The sequence below is a fragment of the Phytoactinopolyspora halotolerans genome (assembly GCF_010550675.1).
In the GTDB taxonomy this organism is placed as follows: Bacteria; Actinomycetota; Actinomycetes; order Jiangellales; family Jiangellaceae; genus Phytoactinopolyspora; species Phytoactinopolyspora halotolerans.
In genome coordinates this window covers 151,801-174,574 of sequence record NZ_JAAGOA010000008.1, presented here as the reverse complement: position 1 = coordinate 174,574, position 22,774 = coordinate 151,801, and the positions used below count along the sequence as shown (strand labels likewise).

Here is a 22,774-nt window from a genome sequence, read left to right as displayed (position 1 = left end):
CGGATTCAGCGGAGCCTCAGGCCAGCGGCTGTTAAGGCATCCCGATAACGATACATCCTCCCCAACGTACGGCTCCTATCGCTCGTTGCCCGTTGAATATCGTCCAAGAAGTCAGCCTGAGAGTGTATCCTGCCGAGATCATGAGTGAGTTTCTCGCGCAAGAAGGCGACGTCCTCGTGCGTGGCGTCACTCAAAGTGCAAAGCTGAGTTTCTGCCAGTGCTCGGTTCAGGGAGCGGTCAATCCGATTCCCCTGTGAGTCCGTTAGCCTAAATGAATTTTCGCCGAAGACTGCGTAGACGTTTCGTACGGCCAGTTTGAAGTCGCTTGCTAACACCTCGAGCTTATCGTTACCGAACTGGTTGGCTGCACTGCAGTATTTGTTCAGGAATCGAGGAAGTGGCGGGCGGTATTCTTCTAGTCTGTCTCGGAGTGCAAAGTAGCGAATAATTAGCTCATTATCAGCCATCCTTTTGCGGGGACTCTTCTGCCCGACGGCCTTCCTGAATGTTTCATCGTGTACTAGTGACTTTACGAGCGCCATGAAAGGTCCACGATGTGTGCTGTTGCGGATCTCCTGTGCATTCAGTGCAATTGATCCTGTATTTAGGCGCTCGAATACTTCGAATTTCATCGTTGGGTGCGATTCATCGGTAATGACGATTGCGCGAATGACTCTTGTCCTTATTCGCCGCTGTTCGCTAGCGGGTAGTTGATGAAAGCGCTTTCTCATATGCTCAGGATCATTGAGGACCTTAAGTCCAGTGAGGGCGTACTGGTTATCGATATACCTTGCGATCGAAGCGACTCTTTGATGTCCGTCAATAACCTCATACTTCTCTTCCGGCGCCTCGGCGAAGTAGAGGACAGGAATGGGAACATTCAAGAGAAGTGACTCAATCAAGCGGCTGGCTTTTGAAGTTTCCCATACATACTCACGTTGAATTTCCGGTATAACGAGCGTTTCGTCATTCCATTGTTCGATTAGTGTGTTTATGGACATGTCGTAGGACTGGGTGATGAGTTTGCGTTCGCCAGGTGGGATTGGCGCCGACTCGGTTAGCGCCTCCGAGGCTTCATCATCGTGAATATCGGACACCATTTCCGTTCCTCTCAGTGGTCGTGCGCTCGTAAAGCCCTACCAAGTGCCCTGCCAGCTTGCATACCACACTTGGAAGTTGGTAGGAGCATCGACGAACCTGATGGTCTGTTTATCATGTCAGCTGCCGGCTCCGCGAGTGCCCTGGCGACGTTCTTACGCCTTCAGGAAGGGCTGGGCAGGCATCTGTGGCTCTCGACTCAGTACTGCCGCTATCGGCGCACGTTTCGTTCTTCGCTTGGCGTGACGACCTTTTCCGGCATGGGTGAAGGAGCGAGTCGTCGCGTATGCCTCTACCCCAGCGTCGCGACCTGTGCGCGGTTCGGGGGCTCCCTAAAGGTGAGACAGGTCGACAGGGATCGGCAACCCCCGGCAGTCACATGATTGGGAGCCAGACCATGACGAACGGCGCAGACGGCGGGTTCAGCGACGATCAGATCGAAGAGCTGGTCGCGGAGATGCTGGGCGCTCCTGCTGCGCGCCCTGTGCGCTGGGCGTACCTGTACGCGGATGATGCCGAGCACATGCTGACGGATCTGGCTCAATGGGTCTGCTGGCTTGTTGCGCGGTATCAGCTTGATGGCCGAGAACTCCCCTCGTGCTGGTGGCGTCACGGCGCGCTCATAGAGGAGCTCACGGGGCTGTGGGGAGCATGGCGGGTCGCGTACGAGGGCCAGGCAGCGGCGGCGATGGCGGAGTGGCATCGGATCTTCGCTGAGACGCGGGAGCGTATCCGGGAGTGGGCCGCACGCACCGGGTGTTCGGCGCTGGAACACCGCGCCGGGACACCACAGCCATGGGTGGCCGATGAACATGACGAATGGTGGCAGGCCTTCACCACCGGCGTTCGCGAAGCTCAGATCGCTGAGCCTGCCCGGTCGGTCAGCGAGGGCGACACGTGAACACATACAACGCGGATGCATCCGCTGTGGCTGTGCGTCGGACGCGGCCGGACAACGGCACAACACAGCGGAATCCTTACCTTGTGGCGGCAACCGAGGCGGCGCAGCACGGCTGGTGCGTGTTCCCAGTCGCACCTGGCGGCAAGACACCGATGATCAAGGGATGGCAGGAACGCGCCAGCAATGACGTGGAGCAGATCCGCCGGTGGTGGCCGGATACCGGACGGCGGAACGTGGGAATCGCCACGGGACCGTCTGGCCTGGTTGTTCTCGATTTGGATCGACGCGGTGAAGGTGTGCCGCCACAACGGTTCGCCGGTGCCCGTGATGGCGGGGATGCGCTGGCGATGCTGGCCGCAGAGGCAGGCGCCGAGCCACCGACAGACACCTACACTGTGGCCACACCAAGCGGTCTCCACCTGTACTTTCGTGCTCCGTTCGGGGTGCAGCTGCGCAACACTGCCGGGTCGGTCGGGTGGCGGATCGACACACGCGCTCATGGCGGTTTCGTTGTCGGCGCCGGATCGACCCGACCCGATGGATCGTATCGGGTCGTGCGCGACACGACTGTCGCCGAGCTGCCGGCTTGGCTGCTGCACGCACTGACTCCGCCGCCTGCACCGGTGCCTGGACCGCCGATGCGGCTGCCGAGCGACCGGGCGGGCGCGTACGTGCAGGCCATCGTGACCAACGAAGCGAAGGAAGTCGCAGCCGCGCAGGTCGGAGATCGGCATTGGACATTGCTGCGAGCCGCTCGGACTCTTGGGCGCCTCGTCGGCGGCGGCGAACTCACGGCAGACGCCGCTTGGCAGGTGTTGCACGAAGCAGCGTCGCGGCACATCGGTGTGGCCGGTTGCACGGCTAGTGAGGTGCACACGACTATCCGCGACGGTCTGGCCTACGGCCAGCGGCTACCACGACGGATTAGCGACGACCGTCCGCGGACCGCACGATCTGCGGGCGCGTTGGGTCCGGCGAACCGAAGGCCGCGCGAAGCCCACACAATAGCGCGTCCGGGGTTGTCATGATCGGCAAGATTGTCGAGATCAACCGTCCGTGCAGCCGCATGATGAACGACCGAAAGAAGTGGCTGCTGCGCACGGCGACACGGGCCGGTTGTGTTGGGTGACGTGCGATGACGCAGCAGAGCCTATTCACCCTCGATGTTGTCGAAGAAGATGGAGGACGTGATGGAGACGCTAGAGGAAATTCGCGCCGAGGTAGCCATGACCTACCGGAGCCATCTGCCGGAGAGGCTGGCGGACCTCCCGGCTCAGGAGCAGGAGACGATGTTCGACCGGATCGCGGAATCGATCCTGGACGAGGCCGACCAGCTGGCCCCGCAGATGCGGGCCGCTGGGATTCGCGAGGAGACCGTACGCACCGGGCGGCATCCGGACTACCCGACGACGGTCGCGATCGGGCGCACCGCGAAGATGCAGGCGATCCGCACGGTGATGGACGAACAGCTCTACAGCCTGATCACCTGACTCGCCGTCAGACAACCCAAGGGTCCAGAACCTCATCCGCGCAGCCGTCGCTGTTCGACGACCTGCCTGATCTCACACCACGATCCACCACGGCGGAACCCGCCCCAGATAATCGACGACGACGCGGGCAGCGCCGCACGCGAAAGCAGGCGCCACAGGCGGAATCCGGCCAGCTGAGTCTCATGGATTTCGATCAGCCCACACCGATCGAGGCGGTCGACCCCGGCGGTGCACCACTTCCCGAGCGTCCAAAACCGAACGACTCGGACACCCAACCGCCCGCTAACGTCGACTTCGACCCGCCCGCCGAGGTGACCGTGCCGTCCGGGCCGGTAGCGCGGGCCGAGGCTAACTTGGCAGCGCTGGAGACGCTGCGCCGCATCGAGGCCGAGGACCGGCCGGCGACCAGCGCCGAGCAACAGATTCTGGCTGGGTGGTCGTCCTGGGGTGCGCTACCGGGGGTGTTCGAGAACGACGCCGCCTGGGCCAGCGTGCGGGACCGGTTGCGCGAGGTGTTGAGCGAGGAGGAACTGGCGGCGGCACGCCGGACCGTGCTGAATGCGCACTACACCGACCCCGCGGTCATTCGTCACGTGTGGCGAACGGTTAGCGAGCTGGGCTTCACCGGCGGCCGGGTGCTGGAGCCCGGCTGCGGCTCCGGGAACTTCATCGGCCACGCTCCCGCCTCGGCCGACATGGTCGGCGTGGAACTCGACCCGATCACCGCGCGCATCGCCGAGCGTCTGTACCCGTCGGCGACCATTCGCACGGAGGGGTTCGAGGACACCCGGCTCCCGGAGGGCTCGTTCATGGCCGCGGTGGGGAACGTGCCGTTCGGCGGTTTCTCGGTGTTCGACCCCGTCTACAACGCGGCCGGGCATAACATCCACGATCACTTCATCATCAAGTCTCTGCGGATGACCGTCCCCGGTGGCCTGGTGGCCGTGCTCACCTCGGCTGGAACCATGGACAAGCTCAAGCCGGCCGCCCGCCGGGACATGCATGCTCACGGCGATCTGGTCGGGGCGGTGCGGCTGCCCTCCGGGGCGATGTCGCGGGTTGCCGGGACTGACGTCGTCGTCGACCTGCTGGTGCTGCGCCGACGCCGCGACGACGAAGCTCCGACAGTGTTCTCCGACGCGTGGGAACACTCGGTGCAGGCCGCGGTCGATGGCGGCACTGTCCGCATCAACCAGTGGTTCGTCGATCACCCGGATCTGGTGCTGGGCACGCTACAGGTCGGGCGTGGGCTGTACCGAGCGGACGAGATGCGCGTCGCACCCGGCAGCCGCGACCTGGACACGGCACTGGGCGAGGCGATCGACACCCTGGTGGCCGACGCCCGAACCCGAGGCCTAACCTTCACCGCGAAACCGGGCGACGAACGCAGCACCGAGCAGACATCCAGCATCGAGTTGGTCGAGCGGGACCGCCCGCCCAAACCAGGCACGATCGCGGCCACACCGTCGGGTGGATTCGCCCGCTACACCGTAGACCGCGGCTGGATCGAGCACGAAGTTCCGACCACCCAGGCCGCCGAGCTCCGCGAACTGCTGGCGCTGCGCGACGAGACACTCGCGCTGATCGACGCACAGGCTACCTGGGCCGACCCGGGCGAAGTGATGGCCCGCCGGGCGCGTCTCAACCGCCTCTACGACAGTTATGTCGAACGGCACGGGCCGATCAACCGGTACAAGCTCGTCCAGCCGAAACGCGACGGGGCAGCACGCCAGAAACGGCGACCGCCGTTCGGTGGGATGCGCAAACACGATCCGGACTTCCAAGCGATCGCCGCGCTGGAGCTGTTCGACGAAGACACCGGCGAATGCCGCAAAGCTCCCGTCTTCACTGTCGACGTCATCCACCCGCGCGAACCTGCCCGCGGCGCCGACACCCCGGCGGACGCGGTCGCGATCAGCCTCGACGAGACCGGCCGTATCGATGTCGACCGGATTGCCGAGTTGCTCGGCCTGGAGCCCGTCCAGGCGTGGGACGCCGTCCAGGCCGAAGGCTTGGCGTTCATCGACCCCGCTTCGGGACAGGCGCAGCCAGCAGCCCGGTACCTGTCGGGAAACGTACGTGAGAAGCTGCGCATCGCCCGCGAGCACGCCGCCGACCCGGACGGTAAGCGGTGGCAGCCCAACATTGACGCACTTGAACGCGTCCAACCGCCGGACCTGGTGCCGGGCGAGATCAGCGTGAAACCCGGCGTCACCTGGATCCCAGCCTCCGACTACGAAGCGTTCGTGACCGAGGTGTTCGAGATCCCCGCGTCTCGTGTGGACATCAGCTATGAACCCGAGCTGGGCAAATGGCTCTTGGATGTGCCTCGTTGGTCACGCACGGCACCGAGTGTGACCACCACTTGGGGCACGAACCGGCGCGACGCCGTCGCGTTGCTGGACGCCAGCATGAACAACACCCCGGTCGAGATCCGATTCCCGTACGACGAAGGCGGCGGCCGTGACGTGCAGGCCACGCTGGCGGCGCAGGAGAAGAAGGATGCGATCGACCGACGCTTCGCCGAATGGGTCTTCGCCGACCCCGTACGGGCCACCCGTTTGTGTGAGGAGTACAACCGCAGATTCAACTCGATCGTTCCACCGGCATACGACGGTTCCGCCCTCACCCTCCCAGGCCTAGGTGAGGCATTCTGTCCGCGCAAGCACCAGCGCGACGCCGTCGCTCGCGTCATCGCTGAATCGAGCGTGCTGCTCGACCATGTCGTCGGAGCGGGCAAGACCGGCACGATGATCATGGCCGGGATGGAACTACGCCGCCTCGGGCTCGCCCGCCAGCCCTGGTACGTGGTCCCGAATCACCTCGTCGAGCAGTTCTCCCGCGAGTTCACCCAGTGGTACCCCACGGCCGACCTGCTTGTCGGTTCCTCCGGGATGACACCCGCCGAGCGTCGTGAGTTCGTCGCCGTCTCCGCTACCTCCGAGTGGGACGCGGTGATCGTGCCGCAGTCCGTGTTCAAACAGATTCCCGTCTCACCGGACACGGAGGCGACCTACCTGGAAGCGGAACTCGCCCGGATCGAAGAGGCCAAGCATGCGGCCTCGACCGCCAGCAGTAGCCGTGTGAGGGCCAAGGAGCTGGAAAAGGCCCTCGCGAAAGGCAAAACCCGACTAGCAAACCTGCGGGCCGGCGCCGGCCGCGATACTGGCATCAATTTCGAACGCACCGGCTGCGACTACCTGTTCATCGATGAGGCGCACCACTTCAAGAACAAACGAATCGCCTCGGGCGTACGCGAGTTCGACAACACCACCAACCCGTCTCAGCAGGCCGAAGACCTCGCAGTGAAACTCCAAGTCCTCCGGGCCCGTAACTCCGCCAAGGTCGCCACTTTCGCCACCGCCACACCAGTGGCCAACAGCCTGCGCGAGATGTATGTCATGCAGGCCTACCTCGCCCCCGATCAGCTCGAGGCCGCCGGTGTCGCGACATTCGACACCTGGGCAGCGAACTTCACCCGCGCCGTCGCCGCGCTGGAGACCGACGTAACCGGCTCCGGATTCCGGATGCACACCCGCATCGCAACGTTCGTCAACACCCCCGAACTGCTGGAGATGTTCCGCCAGTTCGCCGACGTGGTCGCCCGCGACGACCTCGACCTGCCCCTCCCAGCCCTGGTCGGTGGGTCCCGCCGCCCGGTCATCACCGCACCCTCGGACGAGGTCGCTGTCTACCAGAGCGACTTGGAGAAACGGGCCGACCGGGTGCGCTCGCGCGCGGTGCAGCCGGACGAGGACAACATGCTTAAAGTCGTCAACGACGGCCGCAAGGCAGCCCTGGACCCACGACTCGTTGACCTGCCCGCCGACCCTGACGGCGGCCGCGTCACCGCCGTCGCTACCGAGATCATGCGCATCCACTGCGACCACGCCAACGACGTGTTCACCGACCCGGCCGGCCAGCCGTATCCGCGCACCGGCGCATTGCAGATCGTGTTCTGCGACCGCTCCACGCCCACCGGCAACGGGTGGAACTTCTACACCGAACTACGAGACCAGCTCACCCACGCCGGGCTCGATCCGGCTGCCGTGCGATTCATCCACGAAGCCCGTAACGACGCCGAACGAGGCGAGCTGTTCGAGGCCTGCCGCGACGGGCGTGTCAGCGTGCTGATCGGCTCGACCGAGAAGATGGGCACCGGCGTCAACGTGCAGGCCCGTGCCATCGCCTTGCACCACGTCGACTGTCCATGGCGCCCCGCCGACCTCGAACAGCGCGAAGGACGCGTCATCCGGCAAGGCAACCAGAACTGCGAAGTGGAAATCCTCGGCTACGCCACCGAAGGGTCTCTCGACGTATACATGTGGCAAACCGTGGAACGCAAGCAGAAGTTCATCGCTCAACTCCGCGCGGGAGGGCAGGTCAGCCGCACCGTCGACGACATCGGTGACGCCGACGCCATCTCCTACGCTGAGTTCAAGGCTGCATCCTCGGGCAACCCGCTCATCCTCGAACGCGAAGAACTCGTTGCCACCATCTCTCGTCTGGCAGCCCTGGAACGAGCCCATCACGACGAGCAACGGCGGCTGCAGTTCGACGCTCGCCAAGCCCAACGAGCAATCGAATCCGCAACCACGGACATCGCCACCCTGCGAGCAGCGCTCACCATGCGCCAACCCACCGACGGCGACCAATTCGCGATGACCATCAGCGGCCGCCGCTACACAGCCCGTGCCGATGCTGGCCGGGCCTTGTTCCATCTCATTGCTAAGGCTCAACACGAGGCCGATCGATTCCGCGAGACCGACGCCGCCGTCGGAGAACTCGGCGGCTTCCACATTCGCGTCGAACCCAACGACGGATTGAAGAATGTGACCGTCAGCGTAGACGGCATCCCGAACGCGTCAACGAACGTCAGTGCCGACGAGATCGGCGGCGAGAACCCCGGCTACGGCCTCGTACGGCGACTTGAGGGCCACATCATCCGGATCGATGACGCCCTCGACGAGCGAACCGAAGCCTGGCGAAAACAGCGCACTCGCGCGGAACAGATCACTGCATTGCTCGGGACCCCGTTCTACCGTGCCTACGAACTCAATGAGGCCAAAGAACGCCTCGCCGACGTGGAGAAAGAACTCGCCGTACTCGACCACCCACCACCTGGGGCAGGCGAACCTGCCGCCCAGTCAGTCGTACAACCGGAGGGTGACATGTACCCGCTTAGTCGATCTAGCGACCTTCGTCCGATGGAAGCAACCGTCCGCGAATCGAGTGGCATTCCCCATTCGGCGGCAACTCATCCGCCCCAGATGTAGAGCATTGGCGCCGCTGGGGTGAAAGGGGAGTGCTAGTGCGCATAACCCCCGGAGCGCAGCGGTCGGTCCTTCGCTCGTCCAAGAGTCAGAATTCGGTGTCAGAGGCGATGAAGACGATGGTGATTACGACCTGCCGAGCGGGAGGCAATCGAGGCGCGAAAGCAAGGCCTGCAGGTCTGCGCGACGCCTGACGCCGTGACCTCCCCAGGCTGAGATCAACCCCCGGGTCGCGTCAGAGGTCCAGACGCGAGTATCGGAGGTTCAATCTGATCAGCGGTGCCGAAGGTGCGTCAGCCAGCACCATCTGGGATCTGCCCGACGGCACAGGGCTGAACTGTTGGCGATGGCATGTGTGCGAGACGTACTGTCGAGACTGCGCAAGCAAGTGTTTCAGAATGTGATGCGGTATCCTAGCGCGCGCCCTTGTCTTGTCGCCGACTCTGGGGTTGGGTTGAGCGCAGAAGATCCCACCGGGAGTGTGAACAGGTGCAGACCGACGTGAAGCCATACTGGTGGGGCCCAGCGCTCGGTGGGGCTCCAACGCTGGATCTCGCCGCCGAAGTGGTCCAACTCCGCGAAGATTCGCCTTCTGCGCGCGAGGACGGCTCTGTCATTGGTGCTGCACGGATGACCACCACACGCGTCGCTTCGGTGATCCCACACTCCGCCGCTGATCTTCAGCAGCAGACAGGATTGGCTCTGAACCTCCAAAGCATGTGGCTAAACACCTACACCGAGGGCGACTTTGCCGCACTACACGTCGATCGACCAGATGCCGTCCTTACGGGCTTGCTCGCGGTCGGCCACGTGACCGAGCCCTTGGTCGTGTGCCCTGAATTGATTGCACTGAACTCCGCAGATCTGCTGGAACTGGCGGCACTAGAGCCGTTTCCGAGGGGCGAATCATTGACCTTGTCGGCAGATAGATTCTTGTTTCTACGGGGCGCTGCTGTGCCACACCATCGTCCGCCAGTCAACGTAACCTCGCAAGTGCTGACTGTGACCTTCGCACCGAAGGTGGCTCGTGGTGGGCAGTGAACTCCTGCTCGACGGCATTGCCGTAATGCGACGAGTGATTCAACCTCCGTCCATGAACGTCACCGAACTCCTTCGGCGCAACGCTCTCGAGCGAGGTGGTTGGAAATCCACAAAGAAGTTGCACATCGAGGATCTCAGCCCATTCGAGGAAGAGTTGTGCAAGATCCTCTTCAGTCGAAGGCTACGCGAAGTGGCCGACGATGCCCTCGCAGGCGAAGCAACCTACCTGGGCGCGCGCTATCGCGCGCCACTACCCGGGTACGGCGAGCAAACGATGCATCCCGACGATGCAGACGTTACGCGCTCGGTGGTGCGACTTGTCACGGCAATCATCCCGCTTGTCGCATTCACACCCTTGTCCGGCACGACGCGCTTCCTGCCCCAATCTCATCTCCAACGCCCTCGGCATGTTCCAGAGGATCCGGCGGTCGTGTGCCCAGGTCAGTTGCTCGTGGAGGCTGAACCCGGGGACGCGATCATGTTCACTGGCGGCCTCTGGCACTCGGGCACGAGGAACCAGACAGCCACGCCAAGAGATGCGATCTCGATCTCATTTATCAGACAGGATCAGTGGCAGTGACGGTCGACGACGCAATTCCCCTCAGGATCGGTACGGTCGATTTGTTGCCGGGTAACACCGCTACGATCGACGTATGGCGAAGTCTGGCAAGGCAGTTCGATGTGGTTCACGTACGTGAACCACGGATGGTTGCGGCCCTGACAAAGCGTGGCATCACGCTAGTGGTGAAGAACGAAGGCACCTATTCTGCTGCGCCCTCGGCCGATCACTCAGGCTTCCTTCTGACGAGTGACGGGCATGCACACAAAGTGCAGCGTCAAGCTTTCTATGCCGCGTTTGGTTCGCGCCTCCTTGAGTCCGCACGTATGACGTCAACTCCCGACTCACCATGTCGCGGCACTCTGCGCACGCGGACCTACGACCTCTGGCGTTCGATATTCGACGTCGAGCTAGCGAACGAGTTTATCGTTGACTTGCATACCGCAATCCTTGACGGCCGATCCATCCAAAATAACGTTGCCGAGTTGATTGCGCAGAGTCAACCCTGTCGCGATCTGTTCGAGCGCTGTACGGCAGATACTGGCGATAGCCCGTCGGCGCAAAGACAGGTCATGTTCTTGGTTGCAGCGATCACGATCGCGGTCCTTGAAACGTTGGCGGGCGCGGCTGTCTGGATTTCTGCCTGTGCAGAACACGCGAGCGGCAAAGGTGGTATAGAAACTTGTCTCGCCCACTCGACGCCCCTCCTTGGGCTGTTTCGGTTTGACACGCGGACGGATCCTCGGGTGCCGGTCCAACTCTGCTTCGTGGCGGCGGCATCGGTCGCGCTTCCCGGTGCGGCTCATACCACCTTCGGAGTCGGTCCACACCGTTGCCCTGCTCGAAGGCTGAGTCTCTCTTGGCTAGAGACGGTTGTTCCGTCACTGAGTTCCGTGCCCCGAACTATCGATGAAAATACCCTTCCACACGTTCGCATGCCGTCGCGTCGAGAGGTTGACGAGGCTTGATCACCCAGAAAGGAAATCGGTGAGCGCGTGCGTGACACTGCCAGCATGGATGTCGTCGATCCACCACCACGCACCGCAGGTGTTCAACTCCAGGAAACTCCACGCGCCGTCATCCGATTCGATCAGATCTGCCGAGCAGTAGTTCAACTTGAACCGCCGCATGAGTTCGATAAGTTGATCTTTGACGGTCGGCTCGATTAGAGATTTCGAGTACTGCCGGAGACTATCGGGAGCAAGGCGAACATCGACATGTCCGTGTCGTTTGTCGATCGGAATCGCGGCTGAGAACACCTGGTCACAGACTACGACAACTCGATGCTCGCGTAGCGGCCGTACTTCATGTTGAAGAATAACGGGTACGGCAGCGAGGGCATGCTCGCCAATGTTGCCGAGGTCGGTGCGCTTAGTGACGAATGAAACCGTGCGTTCGGTGTTCCAAACTTGATGTGGCGAGGTCAGATTCTTGGCAACCACGGGCAGACCACGAAGCCAGCGTTGGGCGGGCGACAGTAGGTTCCCTACCACCGTGGTGGGGACTGGTAGTCCAACCTCAACGGCTGCTAGCAATTGTCTTAGCTTGTTCGAACCCTCGGCAACGCTGCGCGCGTCGTTCAACCAGACAACTGGGGCCATCTCAAGAACGGCCTCCCAGCCGTTGCTAAACGAAGTCAACACGGCCTGCTCGCCTGATGCGCCTTTGCATGCGGAGATCTGCTTGGGTTCAACGAGCGCGGGTTGGTGATACCAGCCGTGGGTGAATTCATCTATGGCGAACTGACCACCGTCGGTCGAGAGCGTCACCTTGGCTCTCCCATTGGACAGCTGTGCTGAGAAGGCCCCCTCCCCAGGCGCCATGTTCACCCGGCAGAAGCGAATTTTCCGAGCATTCAGTTCGTCGATCACTCGATCGATCTCGGTGGCCCGTCGATGCGTTGCCAGTAGAACAGTCACGTGATCCACTTCCGCTGACTGGACAGTGCCCACCCACTTGACCAAGGAGTCGAGAATCGTCGTCGCGAAACGATCGGGCGCGAGGCGGCTTAGGTGGCCGCCTCGCGCCTTTCAGACGGATACGACTCACTGCTCCTGGTGATGCTTCTGTGGGGACATCTTCGGAGTATTGCGGTGCGACCATGTCTGGGTAGTCGCGTCGTACTCGCCCAACGGCTCAGAAAGTTCGACGGGTTCGAGCAGTTGATCCAGCACAGAAGGATTGGATGCGGCGTTGTCCATGCGCACTCCTTGCCTAGTTGGTTGTCCAAGTTTGTCGGAGAGAGGCGGGAAGCACAAGGGATCGTCCTCATTGGATTCTGTTCCAGACACCTCTGTCCCCTCGGGTGGCGCTGATGGGAAGGCGAAACGAAAGTGCCTGCATGCAACTGCGGCGGCAGCGATATCATGCGAGTAAGCCTGGTACACCATGATGGTGCGCTGGTCATACGACGCGGTGATCTGCCGGCTCGGCGTCGACGGACTCAGTTCGCGGGCCAGGTGGCCAGTGCACGGATGAACGATTCCCGGCTTTAGTTGGAAGCGCAGACGACCGCGCCGTCGCCGATTTCTGGGGCGATGTGTCATTGCTCAGGGGCGGTGCTCTGTCCTTGGGCCTGTGTGTGCAAATGCCCATCGTTCGACTTCGTCGCCGGCGACGGAAAGTTCGGCTGCCCAGGTCTCGAGCACGGTAAGGGCCGCGATGTAGGCATCGACGCGGTACCCGAAGTCCGGTTTTAGCAGCGCGTGCTGCCCTCCGGTGCAGGTGTGGAGCGTGCGTTGAACGCGAGAGTCGACGATCAGGCACGGGTGGCGGGGGTCTCCGCCGCCGGCGAAGTAGAGGAACTTCGTGAAGAACGCTGGTCCGAAACCCTTCACAGTCGCTCGGCGCCGCCGAAGGAGGCGGAAGGCCTCAGCCGGATCGGTGCGGGCCGTGGCAGCCGCGGAGTGCAGGAGCCGACCCATGCCGGCGGGGTCCACTCTGATTGAGTCAATGCGTCGGCGGTTGCCACGGTTGGAGTTCCCCGTTCCCCACAGAAGCGTATGCCAGAGAAGACGTAGCGCCGCTTCGCCGGTGTCGTCGGTGACGGCCTCCTCTCCTAGGCCAAACAGATATCTACGGGATATCGGCCCGCGGTCTAGCGAGTCATCGGCACTCTTTACGGGGCCACCCGGCAGGCCGATGATTCGCGCGTTCCACCACGCCACGTTGAGGTCGAAGCTCTGGTCCAACACCGCGTCCTGGCGTGACCATGACCGCAGCCAGCTGATCAGCTCGGGCGGTGCTGGACCGACCCCAGAAAGCACGCTCGGCATGGAAGGAAGATAGCAGTAAGCTTGGAGCTATACGATACGACTTCGTGAAGCTGGCTCCCCTGTCAGTACTGGGCCGACCAACATGCACATCGGGCACCCGCCCTGGTGCGTCGGTCCTGTGGAGCGGTGTTAGCCGCCCACAGATTCGCGTCCTATTCTCGAGTACTTCCGGGTGAGTCGCTTGCGGTGACACGCCTAGATCGGCGCCGGTCTCGCGCCACGTCCCTGTGCCCGATTCCACTCCTTCCCCATTTTCCATGCTCATGGCACTGTCTGTCGCTGCCCTGATGTCAGCAAGTGCTCTCGGGGGGACTCTTCCTCTGTGCGCAGTGAACGACGTACAGAACAGCGGTCCGGGCTTGGTCGAGCCACTTGCAGCCGACGCCTAGCCCGGATCCCTCGTGAGATGGCGAGTCTCTGTACGGATAGGTGACATCTGATTTTGGCTTGCCCGTAAAGGCGGTCTGGAAGGATGTCAACCTATGCGCGTTGATCAGCCTCGGCAGCAATCCAGCCGGGCCGGATGCGGCGCCCTCAACGCCAGCTTGTACACCAGCACCGCTGTCCGATGACGTTGTGACGCGAAACCCGGAGCGGGGCAAGCCGTTTCAGGTCGACAAGATCCTCGTGGCCACAGACAACGGGACGACTCTCTTCTAGACTTTGTTCGTGATCGGCAACTCAACAGCGAGAACTGGCCCTATTGCTGGGGCTTCGGGCGATGCGGGAGTTGAGTACCGCCGCGGGGTTGCCGCGTATGTAGTTGCATGTGGGTTCGCTGGCGAGGCTCTGTCGGGGACTGGTGTTCCTCCCGCCTACGCAAAGGTGGCAGCCGTCTCGCTGGAGACGGACGATCCAGTTGATGACATCAGGATCGATTTCGAGTCGGGGTGGCGCGCCCTCGTACAGGCGAAGCTGAGTCTTGATGCTGGAAGGCCTCTCGAGAAGGCGGTGACCCAATGGGTAGAAGCGGCCAAGGTCGGCCTCGATCCGGGCAAGGATCGACTTGTGATTGTTGCCGGCACCCTGAGCGGGAGAATGAGAGCGCTCCAGCGAGCGCTTGATCGCGGACGGACAGATCTACCGGGCTCCCCGACGCGCGTCGAGGCGGAGGCCTTGAAGAAGGTGCGAGGGTTGCTCGGCGACTTGGATGATGCGCAACGTGAGCTCGTCCTGAGATGCGCGGCGATCTGGGAACTGCAGGTTGAGAGGATCGAGGAGCCGGGGTCACAGCTCGCGATGAGCCACCTGCGTCAGGTCGTCCCCGATCGTGGCTACGACACAGCCAAAGATGCTTGGACTGCCCTGCTGCGGATCTCGGGTCGCACCGCTCGGCTCCGCGGCGGGTACACGCTCTCCGGCTGGCTGGATGCTTTGTGCGGCGAGGGCATTGAGGTCGGCTGCGTTGGGAGCTTGCCGGCGGCTGTACTTGAGTCGCGGCGGCAGGTTTTGGAACGGTACAGGGATCGCTCGGAGCGCGAGGGCTCAGAGATCGACCTACGTGCGTTAGGTGCCGAGTTGCCTAGCCTTCCGCTGAAGGATGCAGATGCGGTCGTACACGTCGGTACTCACCCTGACGATGACCGTAGCGACAGCGAGCTGATCTGGGCCCTCCTCCGGCGCGGCCGTATCGTCCTAACAGGCCCGCCTGGCGGTGGGAAGTCGACGGCGCTGAAGCGCCTCGCTGCCCAACTCGTCTTTGATTCGACGCTGCCCCTTCCTGTGCGGGCATCGCTACGCGATATCAATAACTCACGTTCCTCCACGAGCTTTCGGGACCGCCTCATCGAGGTTGCAGTGCGCGAGGCTAGGCCAACTGACCGGGATGAGCTGACCAGGGAGATCAATGAACGCCTCGACCACGGCGACCGCGTAGCCCTTCTTCTCGACTCGCTCGACGAGACCTATGACGCCCGAGCAGACGTGGTAAGTGAGATAGCTAGCTTCGTTGCGGACCTGCCGGAAGGGGTTTGTGTGGTGGTCGCCACCCGGGATGTCGCCTACGGCCATGCGGCAACTCTCGGATGGCCGAGCCTACGGCTAGGCCCTCCGTCGAACACGGATAGCACGGTGACCGCAGTCCTGAGGGCCTCCGCGATCCAACTCGCTGTCCCGGAAAACGCGAGCTGGGTATCAGAACGCGAGATATGGGTGCGTTCGGCGCTAAACCAGGACAGCCTTCTCCGCGAAACACCACTCATGCCTATCGTGCTGGCCCTACTTGCCGCTCGGCGTTCGACTCCAGAACTTCCGACGCGACGCGCCAAGATTCTCAAGGCCGTCATAGAAGATGTCATTGCCCGCCGTGAGATACGACGCGGTGATGATCGCACCTTCGGATCCTTGTCGGGCACAGCGTTGAAAGAGGCGAGCATGCACGCATTCACGAGTGAGGCCGCTGCAATACTGAACAGTCAGGGGCACGCGACCGTCGAGGCTGTGGTCGAGGCGGTCGCGACCGACCTGCGCGAACCATGGGGCCTCGCACCTGCTCACGCAATGACTGCGGCCCGGGACGCGATACGGTTCTTCGACGAGAGCGGCATCTTCGTGATGTGTGCCGAGGAGTCCGTCGTCCCCCGGATCGCGTTGTTCGCCGAGATCGGCGACGCCATTCGGATTGTCTCGCACAAGGACGAAATCGCGGCATGGGTCGAGACGCGGGTGGTCGCGCGGCAACATGAGCCACTCCTGCTGGCGTGCACGCTTGAGGCTAGGGTCGTAGAGGCCGCTGTCCACGCACTAAAAGCGCACCCCGAGGACGCCGAGCTTGCGAAGGTGCTCGTTCAGGCCGTCAAGGAAGGAGTCAAGCTCGACAGCGCCGCGTACCAGCAAATCGCCGAGACCTTGATCTCACACGTGTCCACCGGAACGGAAGAAGGCTGGCAGAGTTGGCAGGACCTACTCGACTTGCCGATCCCTGTCGAACTCCGTGCATCTGCTGAGGCGGCCGCCGCGAAGCACAGTGTCGAACACACTCGCGTTGCGCATGCATCGCTCGAGCTTCGGTACCACGCGGAGTCGGCCGGCGCGGAGCACACGGCGCTACTAAAGGACGTGCTCGCCCTGAAATCACTACCGAAACGACCATCGTCGAGCGGCAATGAGATTTCTGACTGGTACGTAGATGGCAGCCTGATCAAAACACAAGCGAAGGCCGCTGAAGCGCTGCTGGATCAGGTAACTGGTGCTGCGACGTCGGTGGTCGATCGAGCAATAGGTGCTCCACTGAAGCTTCAACGCGAACTTCTGCAGTTGCTCGCCGATCGGGGGTTCGACGATGAGGTTAGAGCCATTCGGGACACGAGCGCATCGAAGCGAACCGGATTTGACCTTCCACAATGGTTTGAAGACTGGGACGATTCCTTGTTCGGGCACTTCCTGCAACTCGTATCCGACAACACTAAGAAGAGCGAGCTCACAACGAAGCAAGCGGTCGCGCTGGACGATCTTGCCGATTTCATGGAGACGATCGAGATGAATGACGGTGCAGTGATGCACCTCCATAGGGAGCCCGATGACGTGCTTCGTGAGCTCATCGGACTAACTGCTTCCTTGTACGGATTCGAGAACGAGCTACTAGCAGCCCAGGCCAATCTTGCACGCGCACGCATGGAGCGTTGGGAAAGCATCGATCCGTACTTTGCGCTCTTCGACAATGCCCATAAGCGCGTCGATCCGGACTGGACCGCAGTCCCGGACCACGAGAAGGCTGTGCGAATACTGATGCACATGTTCACGCTGGGCCGCGGCCAGGCGCGTTTCGCGTCCAGATCCCTATGGGGAGCGGCAACGGTAGCTGAACACGCACTACCTATGCTGCGTGACCTTCTGCCCGACCTGATCTCGAGCACGGACCATGAACGACTCGGCGCTGCCACTCTGGCATCTTTTGCGAACGGCCCCGAACCCCAGTGCTGGATCGACAGCGAAGACCCCGTGCTGCGGGCTGTAGCTGCGCACATGACTGAGCCGATGGACGGTGACGAGTTAAGTCAAGACTACCGAAAGCTCCTCGATGATCCCGACGGTTACGTCCAAGAGGCTGCGATGAGGCGCATCGTCCGCGCCAGGCCGCCGGATATGATTGTGATTCTGAAGGAAATCGCGTGTCGAGCTGCGCCTGGATGGATGTGCCTAAGCTGCCGAACTATGAACCCTCCGCCCGGCTCCATAGCATGCTCTAAGGATGACTGCTTTAGTGTCGGGGCCAGGCCGGCAAAACTCGCAACGGAATTTCTGCAGAAAGCTCGTTACGCAGACTGAGCTCGACGATGAGCCCCCTCGCTTTCGCCGGGCTCGATGAGATGATCGCCTAGGCTTGGTCTTTGTCAGGCAAACACCGACGGTCACCGGTCGTGTGTGCGGGCAGTTGCGCTAAACTGCTGCCCAAGGGCTTGCCATCGCCCGGACTGAGAGGGACATCAACGCAGGCCAGTTTCGGTCAGGCGTGAGGAAATATCCAACCCTCGTAGGGCGGTGTTCTCGAGCTGTTGGGCAGATGTGGGCGAGGCCCTGCAGGTGTTGTTGGTGGCTTCCGGTGCCGGGATGTGCGTACCGCGGGCATCGTCACAATGAAGTCGTGTTGTTGGGCCGCGCTCGGTGTCGCTGCCTCCGCGAAGCTCTTAGCGAGTCGGGTGTGTCGCTGATGTGACGAGCAGCTTCGATCGCGTGTCGGGCGCGGCGGCGGTCTGCGCGGTATGACCAGCTTTGGTTGTGCTCGTCGCCGAGTGCGTCGTCGCCTCGGAGGCCGTGGCGGGCGCGGTAGACGGCGACGGTGGTGAGGTGTTGTAGCCATTGCTCGCGCAGCCGCCTATCGGAGGGTGTTGGGCCAAGTTCGGTTAGCCATGGTGGCTGCTGGGCGAGCACTTCGCGGGTGAGCGTGGCGGCGCGATTTTCGAGCAGTGTTTCGCGGTCGCGTAGTGCGCGCTCCATGTCGGGATCGCTGACGTGCGTGGCGGTTGGGATGAGCTCGGCTATGAGGCGGTGCCGCGTTCGGTCTGGCCGGGTGGCTGCCGCGTGATCGGTGACCTGTGCGATCCTGCGGCTGAGCACATCGAGTGGATCATCGGCCGCTCGGAGGTCGTCGGTAGTGGCGAGACGAGGGACCAGATGGTTGGCCTCGAGTCCGGCGGCTTCAGCGTGGCGAACGGCAGCGACGAACGCGGGGTAGGACGGCGAGTGTGTCGGATCGGCGGCCGTACGCGAGAACAGAGGGGCTGCGAGTAATCCGGTCCAGTAGCTGGTGGCGGCTTCGCGAGCAAGAGTCTCGTACTCGGCTGCGAGTTTCGCGATGCTGACGGCTTGGTCTTGTTCGGCGGCGATGGTTTCGTGGGCGGAGAGTTCGGCGCCGCTGCGCTGCATGACGCGGATGAGGATGTCGCGGGCGAGGTGTGTCTCGTCGTCGCAGATCTCTTCGTCGAGTTGGTCGGTGACGACGTGAGCGGTGTTGGTGAGGCGGCCGCGGGTCATGGCGACGTAGAGGGTCTCGCGGGTCATGTCGGTTTCGGTGACGACGGCGTGGCATGTATCAACTGTCGATCCTTGCGCCCTGTACACGGTGGAGGCGTAGGCAAGTTCGACATGCTCGGCCACGTAGGCGGCGGGCAGCTTGATTATGGCGCCGCCGTGTGCGCGCTTGACGGTGAGTGCCCCGTCGCAGTGTTGGCGTGTGACGGTCCATTGGTCGCCGTTCTTCACCCACGAGTGAGGTCCGCTGGCGAGGCTGCGGTCGTTGTGGCGGGTGACGACGCGGTCGCCTCGCCCTGCATGCGTGCCGTCGTGCAGAATCGCCCCAGATCGTGTGACGGCGCCGTTGGCGATGCGGTCGGCGCGGGCGCGTAGGTTGAGCTCGCGCACGGTGGCGGCATCGGCGGCGACGAGCAGAGACCGCTGTCCGGCGTTTTCGTCGGCGAGCCAGGCTTGGTAGACGGATTTGAGGATCTGTTCGGTGTCGCCGTCGCGAATGCGGTCGTGCGCGAGGTAGGTCTTGATGACGTCGGTGTCACCGGTGCGGAGTTGGATGCTGGCGGCGCGTTCCCAGTCGTGGGCGAAGCGCCGTGCACCGGTCAGCTCGGGGACACGGTCGCCGCGGGCGCGCACGAGCATGCCGAATGCGCCTCCTGCCTCCACGGACGACAGCTGTGCCCAGTCGCCGACCAGCAGCAGCTTGGCTCCGGCATGTTCGGCTTGGGCTCGTAGCGCGTCGAGGGTGAGGGTGCCGGCGAGCGTGGCTTCGTCGACGATCACCAGTTGTCCGGGTTGGAATGACCACTGGCGCTGGTCATGGGCGATGGCGGCGAGCGCGGTATCGAGCCGATCGGCCGCGTGTGCGGGGAGGGCGGCGCGGCGAGCGAGTAAGTCTTGGTATCGCTCGCGGCGACGATGTGCCGCGAGGCCGGTGGATTCGTGTAGCCATTTCGCGGTGTTCTCCGTGGTCACGGCCAGGCTGTGCCGTAGGACTTCGGCCGCTGCGGCGGAGGGCGCTAGCCCGATCACGCTGCCGGGTCCGTGCTGTGCCTCCCATGCTGCGCGCAATGATGCAAGGGCGGTGGTCTTGCCGCTTCCCGCCGGCCCGACCAGTACGTCGACGACGCGCTGGCTGGTCGTGATCTGGGCGACGGCAGCGGCCTGGTCGTCAGACAACACCGTCGCGCCTGGCGGTGTTGAACCGGTCGCGTGGGTGACCACGTCGAGATCGACGACGGGAGCCGTCAGGGAGTCGGCAGCGGCGAGTAGTCGGTCTTCGGCGGCGAGGATCTCGGTGGTGGTGAATACGTCGTCGTGGTCGCGCGTGAACGCCGAGCTGCCGTCAGCTCGGCGGAATACCGTCGGCGTGGTGGTGAGCTCGGGTGGGGTGATGCATACCGAGAGCTCGGCCACCCGCTGCGTGATGGCGTCGATCAGCGCGTGTCGTTCGTCGGCGCTCGCTATGCGATGGGGCATCGATGCCCGAGCAGCGGCCGCGCGGACGTTCCAGGTGCGCCAGGTTGATCGTTGCTCGCTGAGTTCGGCGAGCGCTGCATGCGCGAACTCCTCGACCAGGCGTTGCGCGTCCTCCGGCGGCGCGGGCGACGTGCGGCTGTGGGCGACCACGGAGGTTGCCCACTGCGCGGAGTCGCGCTTGAGTACACGGCTGGCGCGGGTGCGCCAGCCGGCGATCATCTGCTGTAGGGAGCGCAGCGTCTTGTCCGGCCGTGTGGTGTAGGTGGCCTGCTGGCGCAGCCGGACGATGGTGGCGTCGTCCGGGTCGTGATCGTGCGCCTCCCGGTATGCCTGGATCAGGTCGTCTTTGACGGCTTCGATGCTTGCCGCACGCTGGGAGAACTCGGTGATCAGCTCGTCCGGCACTCCGATGATCTCCCAGGTCTGGTTCTTCGGCTTGACCGGTGTGCCGCGGCGTTCCCACCCGAGGCCAAGGTCGGCGGTGAGCCGGTCTGCAATCAGCGTGTCATACAACTCGCTCATTGCCACGGCCGCAGGGAACAGCGAGCCGCGCGAGTCTAGGGTGCGCCACTTGCCGTCGGGTCCTTGCACCCGATTGGCGATCACCACGTGCGTGTGCAGCTGCGGGTCCCCCGCGCGGGAGTCATAGTGATCGAAAGCGGTGGCGACAACCCCGCGGGTCTGAACCTGGGCGACGCCGTCGGTGCCGATTCGGGTCCGTGCGACGTCGCGTTCCATCACGCGCAGCACCTGATCGACGGCGTCATGGTGCGCGCGAGCGATCTGAACGCGCGTCTGGTGATCGGTGAGCGCCCACAGCACGCTCACCGATTTCGGCGGAGAGAACACGCAGTCGAACCCGGCCACCGGCCGACGGGTCGGGCGGCGGCGTTCCTCGTCCTCGATCTGGCAGGTGCGCGCGGCGCGCTCATCGGCTGTGAGCGTGGCGGGAAGGGCGCGGATACGCGCGTCGGCGCGTTCACGCCACGATCTCGGATGCGCATAGCGCTGACCCAGCGCTACCGCCGTGACCGGATCGGTGCCGTCCTTGAACAGCCGTTCCATCTGCTGCTCATTGACCATGGATCCGGCGGGAACGCCGTCTCCGTTGGCGAGTCCAACCAGCCCAGTGCCCATCCAGCGGCCGGGTGGATGGCCGGACTCGGCGTAGTAGCGCGTCATCGGGGAGATCACCCCGGGCATGCCTTCGCCGTCGGCCACGCCGCGCAGGAGGTAGGTGTAGCCGTCGCCGGCGTGTAGCTTCTTAATCGACATCATTGGACGGCTCACCTGCCGCCCGCCGAGCGCGCTGCTCGGAATGCGCGTGCGCGACATGCCGACGAGCAGAACGTGGCATCGGTGCGTCGCCCGGCCAGGCTGGCGCCGCAAGCTGCGCATGCACCCCTACGGGCCACGCGCGTGCGCATCCGCCATGCCCGCGCGCGGCATGCCGGCGAGCAGAACCGCGCATCCGCACGGTGCCCGCTCAGTGTGCGCGTACAGCACTCGCACGTGCGCGCGGCGGGCTCGTCGGATTGCGCTCGACATGCGCACGCGCGGCAGGCAGGTGAGCAGTACCGCTGCGTGATCACCGTAGCGACGAACCAGCGCCCGCATGACTCGAGCCGGCAGCGCTTCTGCCGGCCGGCGATTGCGACCGCGCCCGGCAAGCTGAAGTCGTGGTGGCTGTAGCCGATGTTTGGATGCGTCATCGCGGCCGGGTGGTGACGTAGCCGCACTGGCGACACACGAGGATGGCCCGGTCGACGACGCGTCGGCCGGTGTCGCCTACCAACTCGTCGTGCGGGTGTACGCCCTGGCACAGTCCGCACCGGAGGACTTGGGTGAACGTGACGGTCATGAGTTGCTCCCTGTCCGTGCTGCCAGCGACGTCGTCGCGCTTTGCGTCGTATAGGGATAGGGAGCCCTCTGGGGCCGCACATGCGAACGGCTGTGCGAACGGAACTGAGCTGAGGATGCCAGACGTGTATGGGATTGAGGTGCCGAGCGCCCGGGCAGGACGTGATATCAAGATCGGCTGCCGGCGATATCGTGGCAGGGCGGGGCCGAGAGGGCACATGCGACGACTGTGGCTGATTCGGGGCGGTCAGGCGGCGCGATACGGAATGGTTGACGGGCCGCGTCGGGCGGACAATCGACCGGACGCGGGGCTTCGCTCGGGACGACCGCAC

General features: G+C 63.5%; 13 protein-coding genes. 6 read left to right on the top strand and 7 right to left on the bottom strand.

All coding sequences use genetic code 11. From position 1 onward, the window contains the following. Window positions 1-5: 5 nt before the first annotated feature. Window positions 6-1,100 (bottom strand): DUF262 domain-containing protein, encoded by a 1,095-nt coding sequence (locus tag G1H10_RS13540; RefSeq protein ID WP_216853237.1) that lies wholly within the window; start codon window positions 1,098-1,100, stop codon window positions 6-8. A gap of 395 nt (window positions 1,101-1,495) precedes the next feature. Between G1H10_RS13540 and G1H10_RS13535 the strand changes: the two genes are divergently transcribed. The 5 genes from G1H10_RS13535 (at window position 1,496) to G1H10_RS33965 (ending at window position 10,383) form a co-directional block, all read left to right on the top strand. Next, window positions 1,496-1,999: a hypothetical protein gene (locus tag G1H10_RS13535; protein WP_163738333.1), complete on the top strand. Its 504-nt coding sequence runs from the start codon at window positions 1,496-1,498 to the stop codon at window positions 1,997-1,999. 83 nt (window positions 2,000-2,082) lie between these two features. Continuing rightward, window positions 2,083-3,027: a bifunctional DNA primase/polymerase gene (locus G1H10_RS13530; RefSeq protein ID WP_216853236.1), complete on the top strand. Its 945-nt coding sequence runs from the start codon at window positions 2,083-2,085 to the stop codon at window positions 3,025-3,027. A 107-nt stretch (window positions 3,028-3,134) separates the two neighbouring features. After that, window positions 3,135-8,765 carry a helicase-like domain-containing protein gene (locus tag G1H10_RS13525; protein WP_163738330.1) on the top strand — a complete coding sequence of 1,877 codons (5,631 nt, stop codon included), beginning with the start codon at window positions 3,135-3,137 and terminating at the stop codon, window positions 8,763-8,765. 486 nt (window positions 8,766-9,251) lie between these two features. Further along, window positions 9,252-9,803, top strand: a complete 552-nt coding sequence (locus tag G1H10_RS13520) for a hypothetical protein (RefSeq protein WP_163738327.1) — start codon at window positions 9,252-9,254, stop codon at window positions 9,801-9,803. Next, complete coding sequence (locus G1H10_RS33965; protein WP_163738324.1) at window positions 9,793-10,383, top strand: phytanoyl-CoA dioxygenase family protein; 591 nt, start codon at window positions 9,793-9,795, stop codon at window positions 10,381-10,383. The genes G1H10_RS13520 and G1H10_RS33965 overlap by 11 nt, the downstream gene beginning before the upstream one ends. Window positions 10,384-10,772: 389 nt before the next feature. On the opposite strand, the gene G1H10_RS13510 is transcribed toward G1H10_RS33965, so the two are convergent. The 4 genes from G1H10_RS13510 to G1H10_RS13495 form a co-directional block, all read right to left on the bottom strand. Then, window positions 10,773-11,057 carry a hypothetical protein gene (locus G1H10_RS13510; protein ID WP_163738321.1) on the bottom strand — a complete coding sequence of 95 codons (285 nt, stop codon included), beginning with the start codon at window positions 11,055-11,057 and terminating at the stop codon, window positions 10,773-10,775. Window positions 11,058-11,330: 273 nt separating this feature from the next. After that, entirely contained in the window at window positions 11,331-12,281 is a 951-nt protein-coding gene (locus G1H10_RS13505) for an ATP-grasp domain-containing protein (RefSeq protein WP_163738318.1), read from the bottom strand. A 126-nt stretch (window positions 12,282-12,407) separates the two neighbouring features. Continuing rightward, a complete protein-coding gene (locus G1H10_RS35275; RefSeq protein ID WP_216853235.1) occupies window positions 12,408-12,752 on the bottom strand; it encodes a hypothetical protein in 345 nt (114 codons plus the stop codon). Between the two features lie 159 nt (window positions 12,753-12,911). Beyond that, entirely contained in the window at window positions 12,912-13,637 is a 726-nt protein-coding gene (locus G1H10_RS13495; protein WP_163738312.1) for an 8-oxoguanine DNA glycosylase OGG fold protein, read from the bottom strand. A gap of 669 nt (window positions 13,638-14,306) precedes the next feature. Between G1H10_RS13495 and G1H10_RS13490 the strand changes: the two genes are divergently transcribed. Continuing rightward, the gene (locus G1H10_RS13490) at window positions 14,307-17,903 is read left to right on the top strand and encodes an NACHT domain-containing protein (protein ID WP_163738309.1); all 3,597 of its coding nucleotides are present in this window, start codon (window positions 14,307-14,309) and stop codon (window positions 17,901-17,903) included. Between the two features lie 303 nt (window positions 17,904-18,206). On the opposite strand, the gene mobF is transcribed toward G1H10_RS13490, so the two are convergent. Both mobF and G1H10_RS13480 read right to left on the bottom strand, forming a co-directional pair. Then, a complete protein-coding gene (gene mobF / locus G1H10_RS13485; protein ID WP_216853234.1) occupies window positions 18,207-21,860 on the bottom strand; it encodes a MobF family relaxase in 3,654 nt (1,217 codons plus the stop codon). 430 nt (window positions 21,861-22,290) lie between these two features. Further along, window positions 22,291-22,443, bottom strand: coding sequence for a hypothetical protein (locus G1H10_RS13480; protein WP_163738304.1), 153 nt, complete (start codon window positions 22,441-22,443; stop codon window positions 22,291-22,293). Window positions 22,444-22,774: the final 331 nt, after the last annotated feature.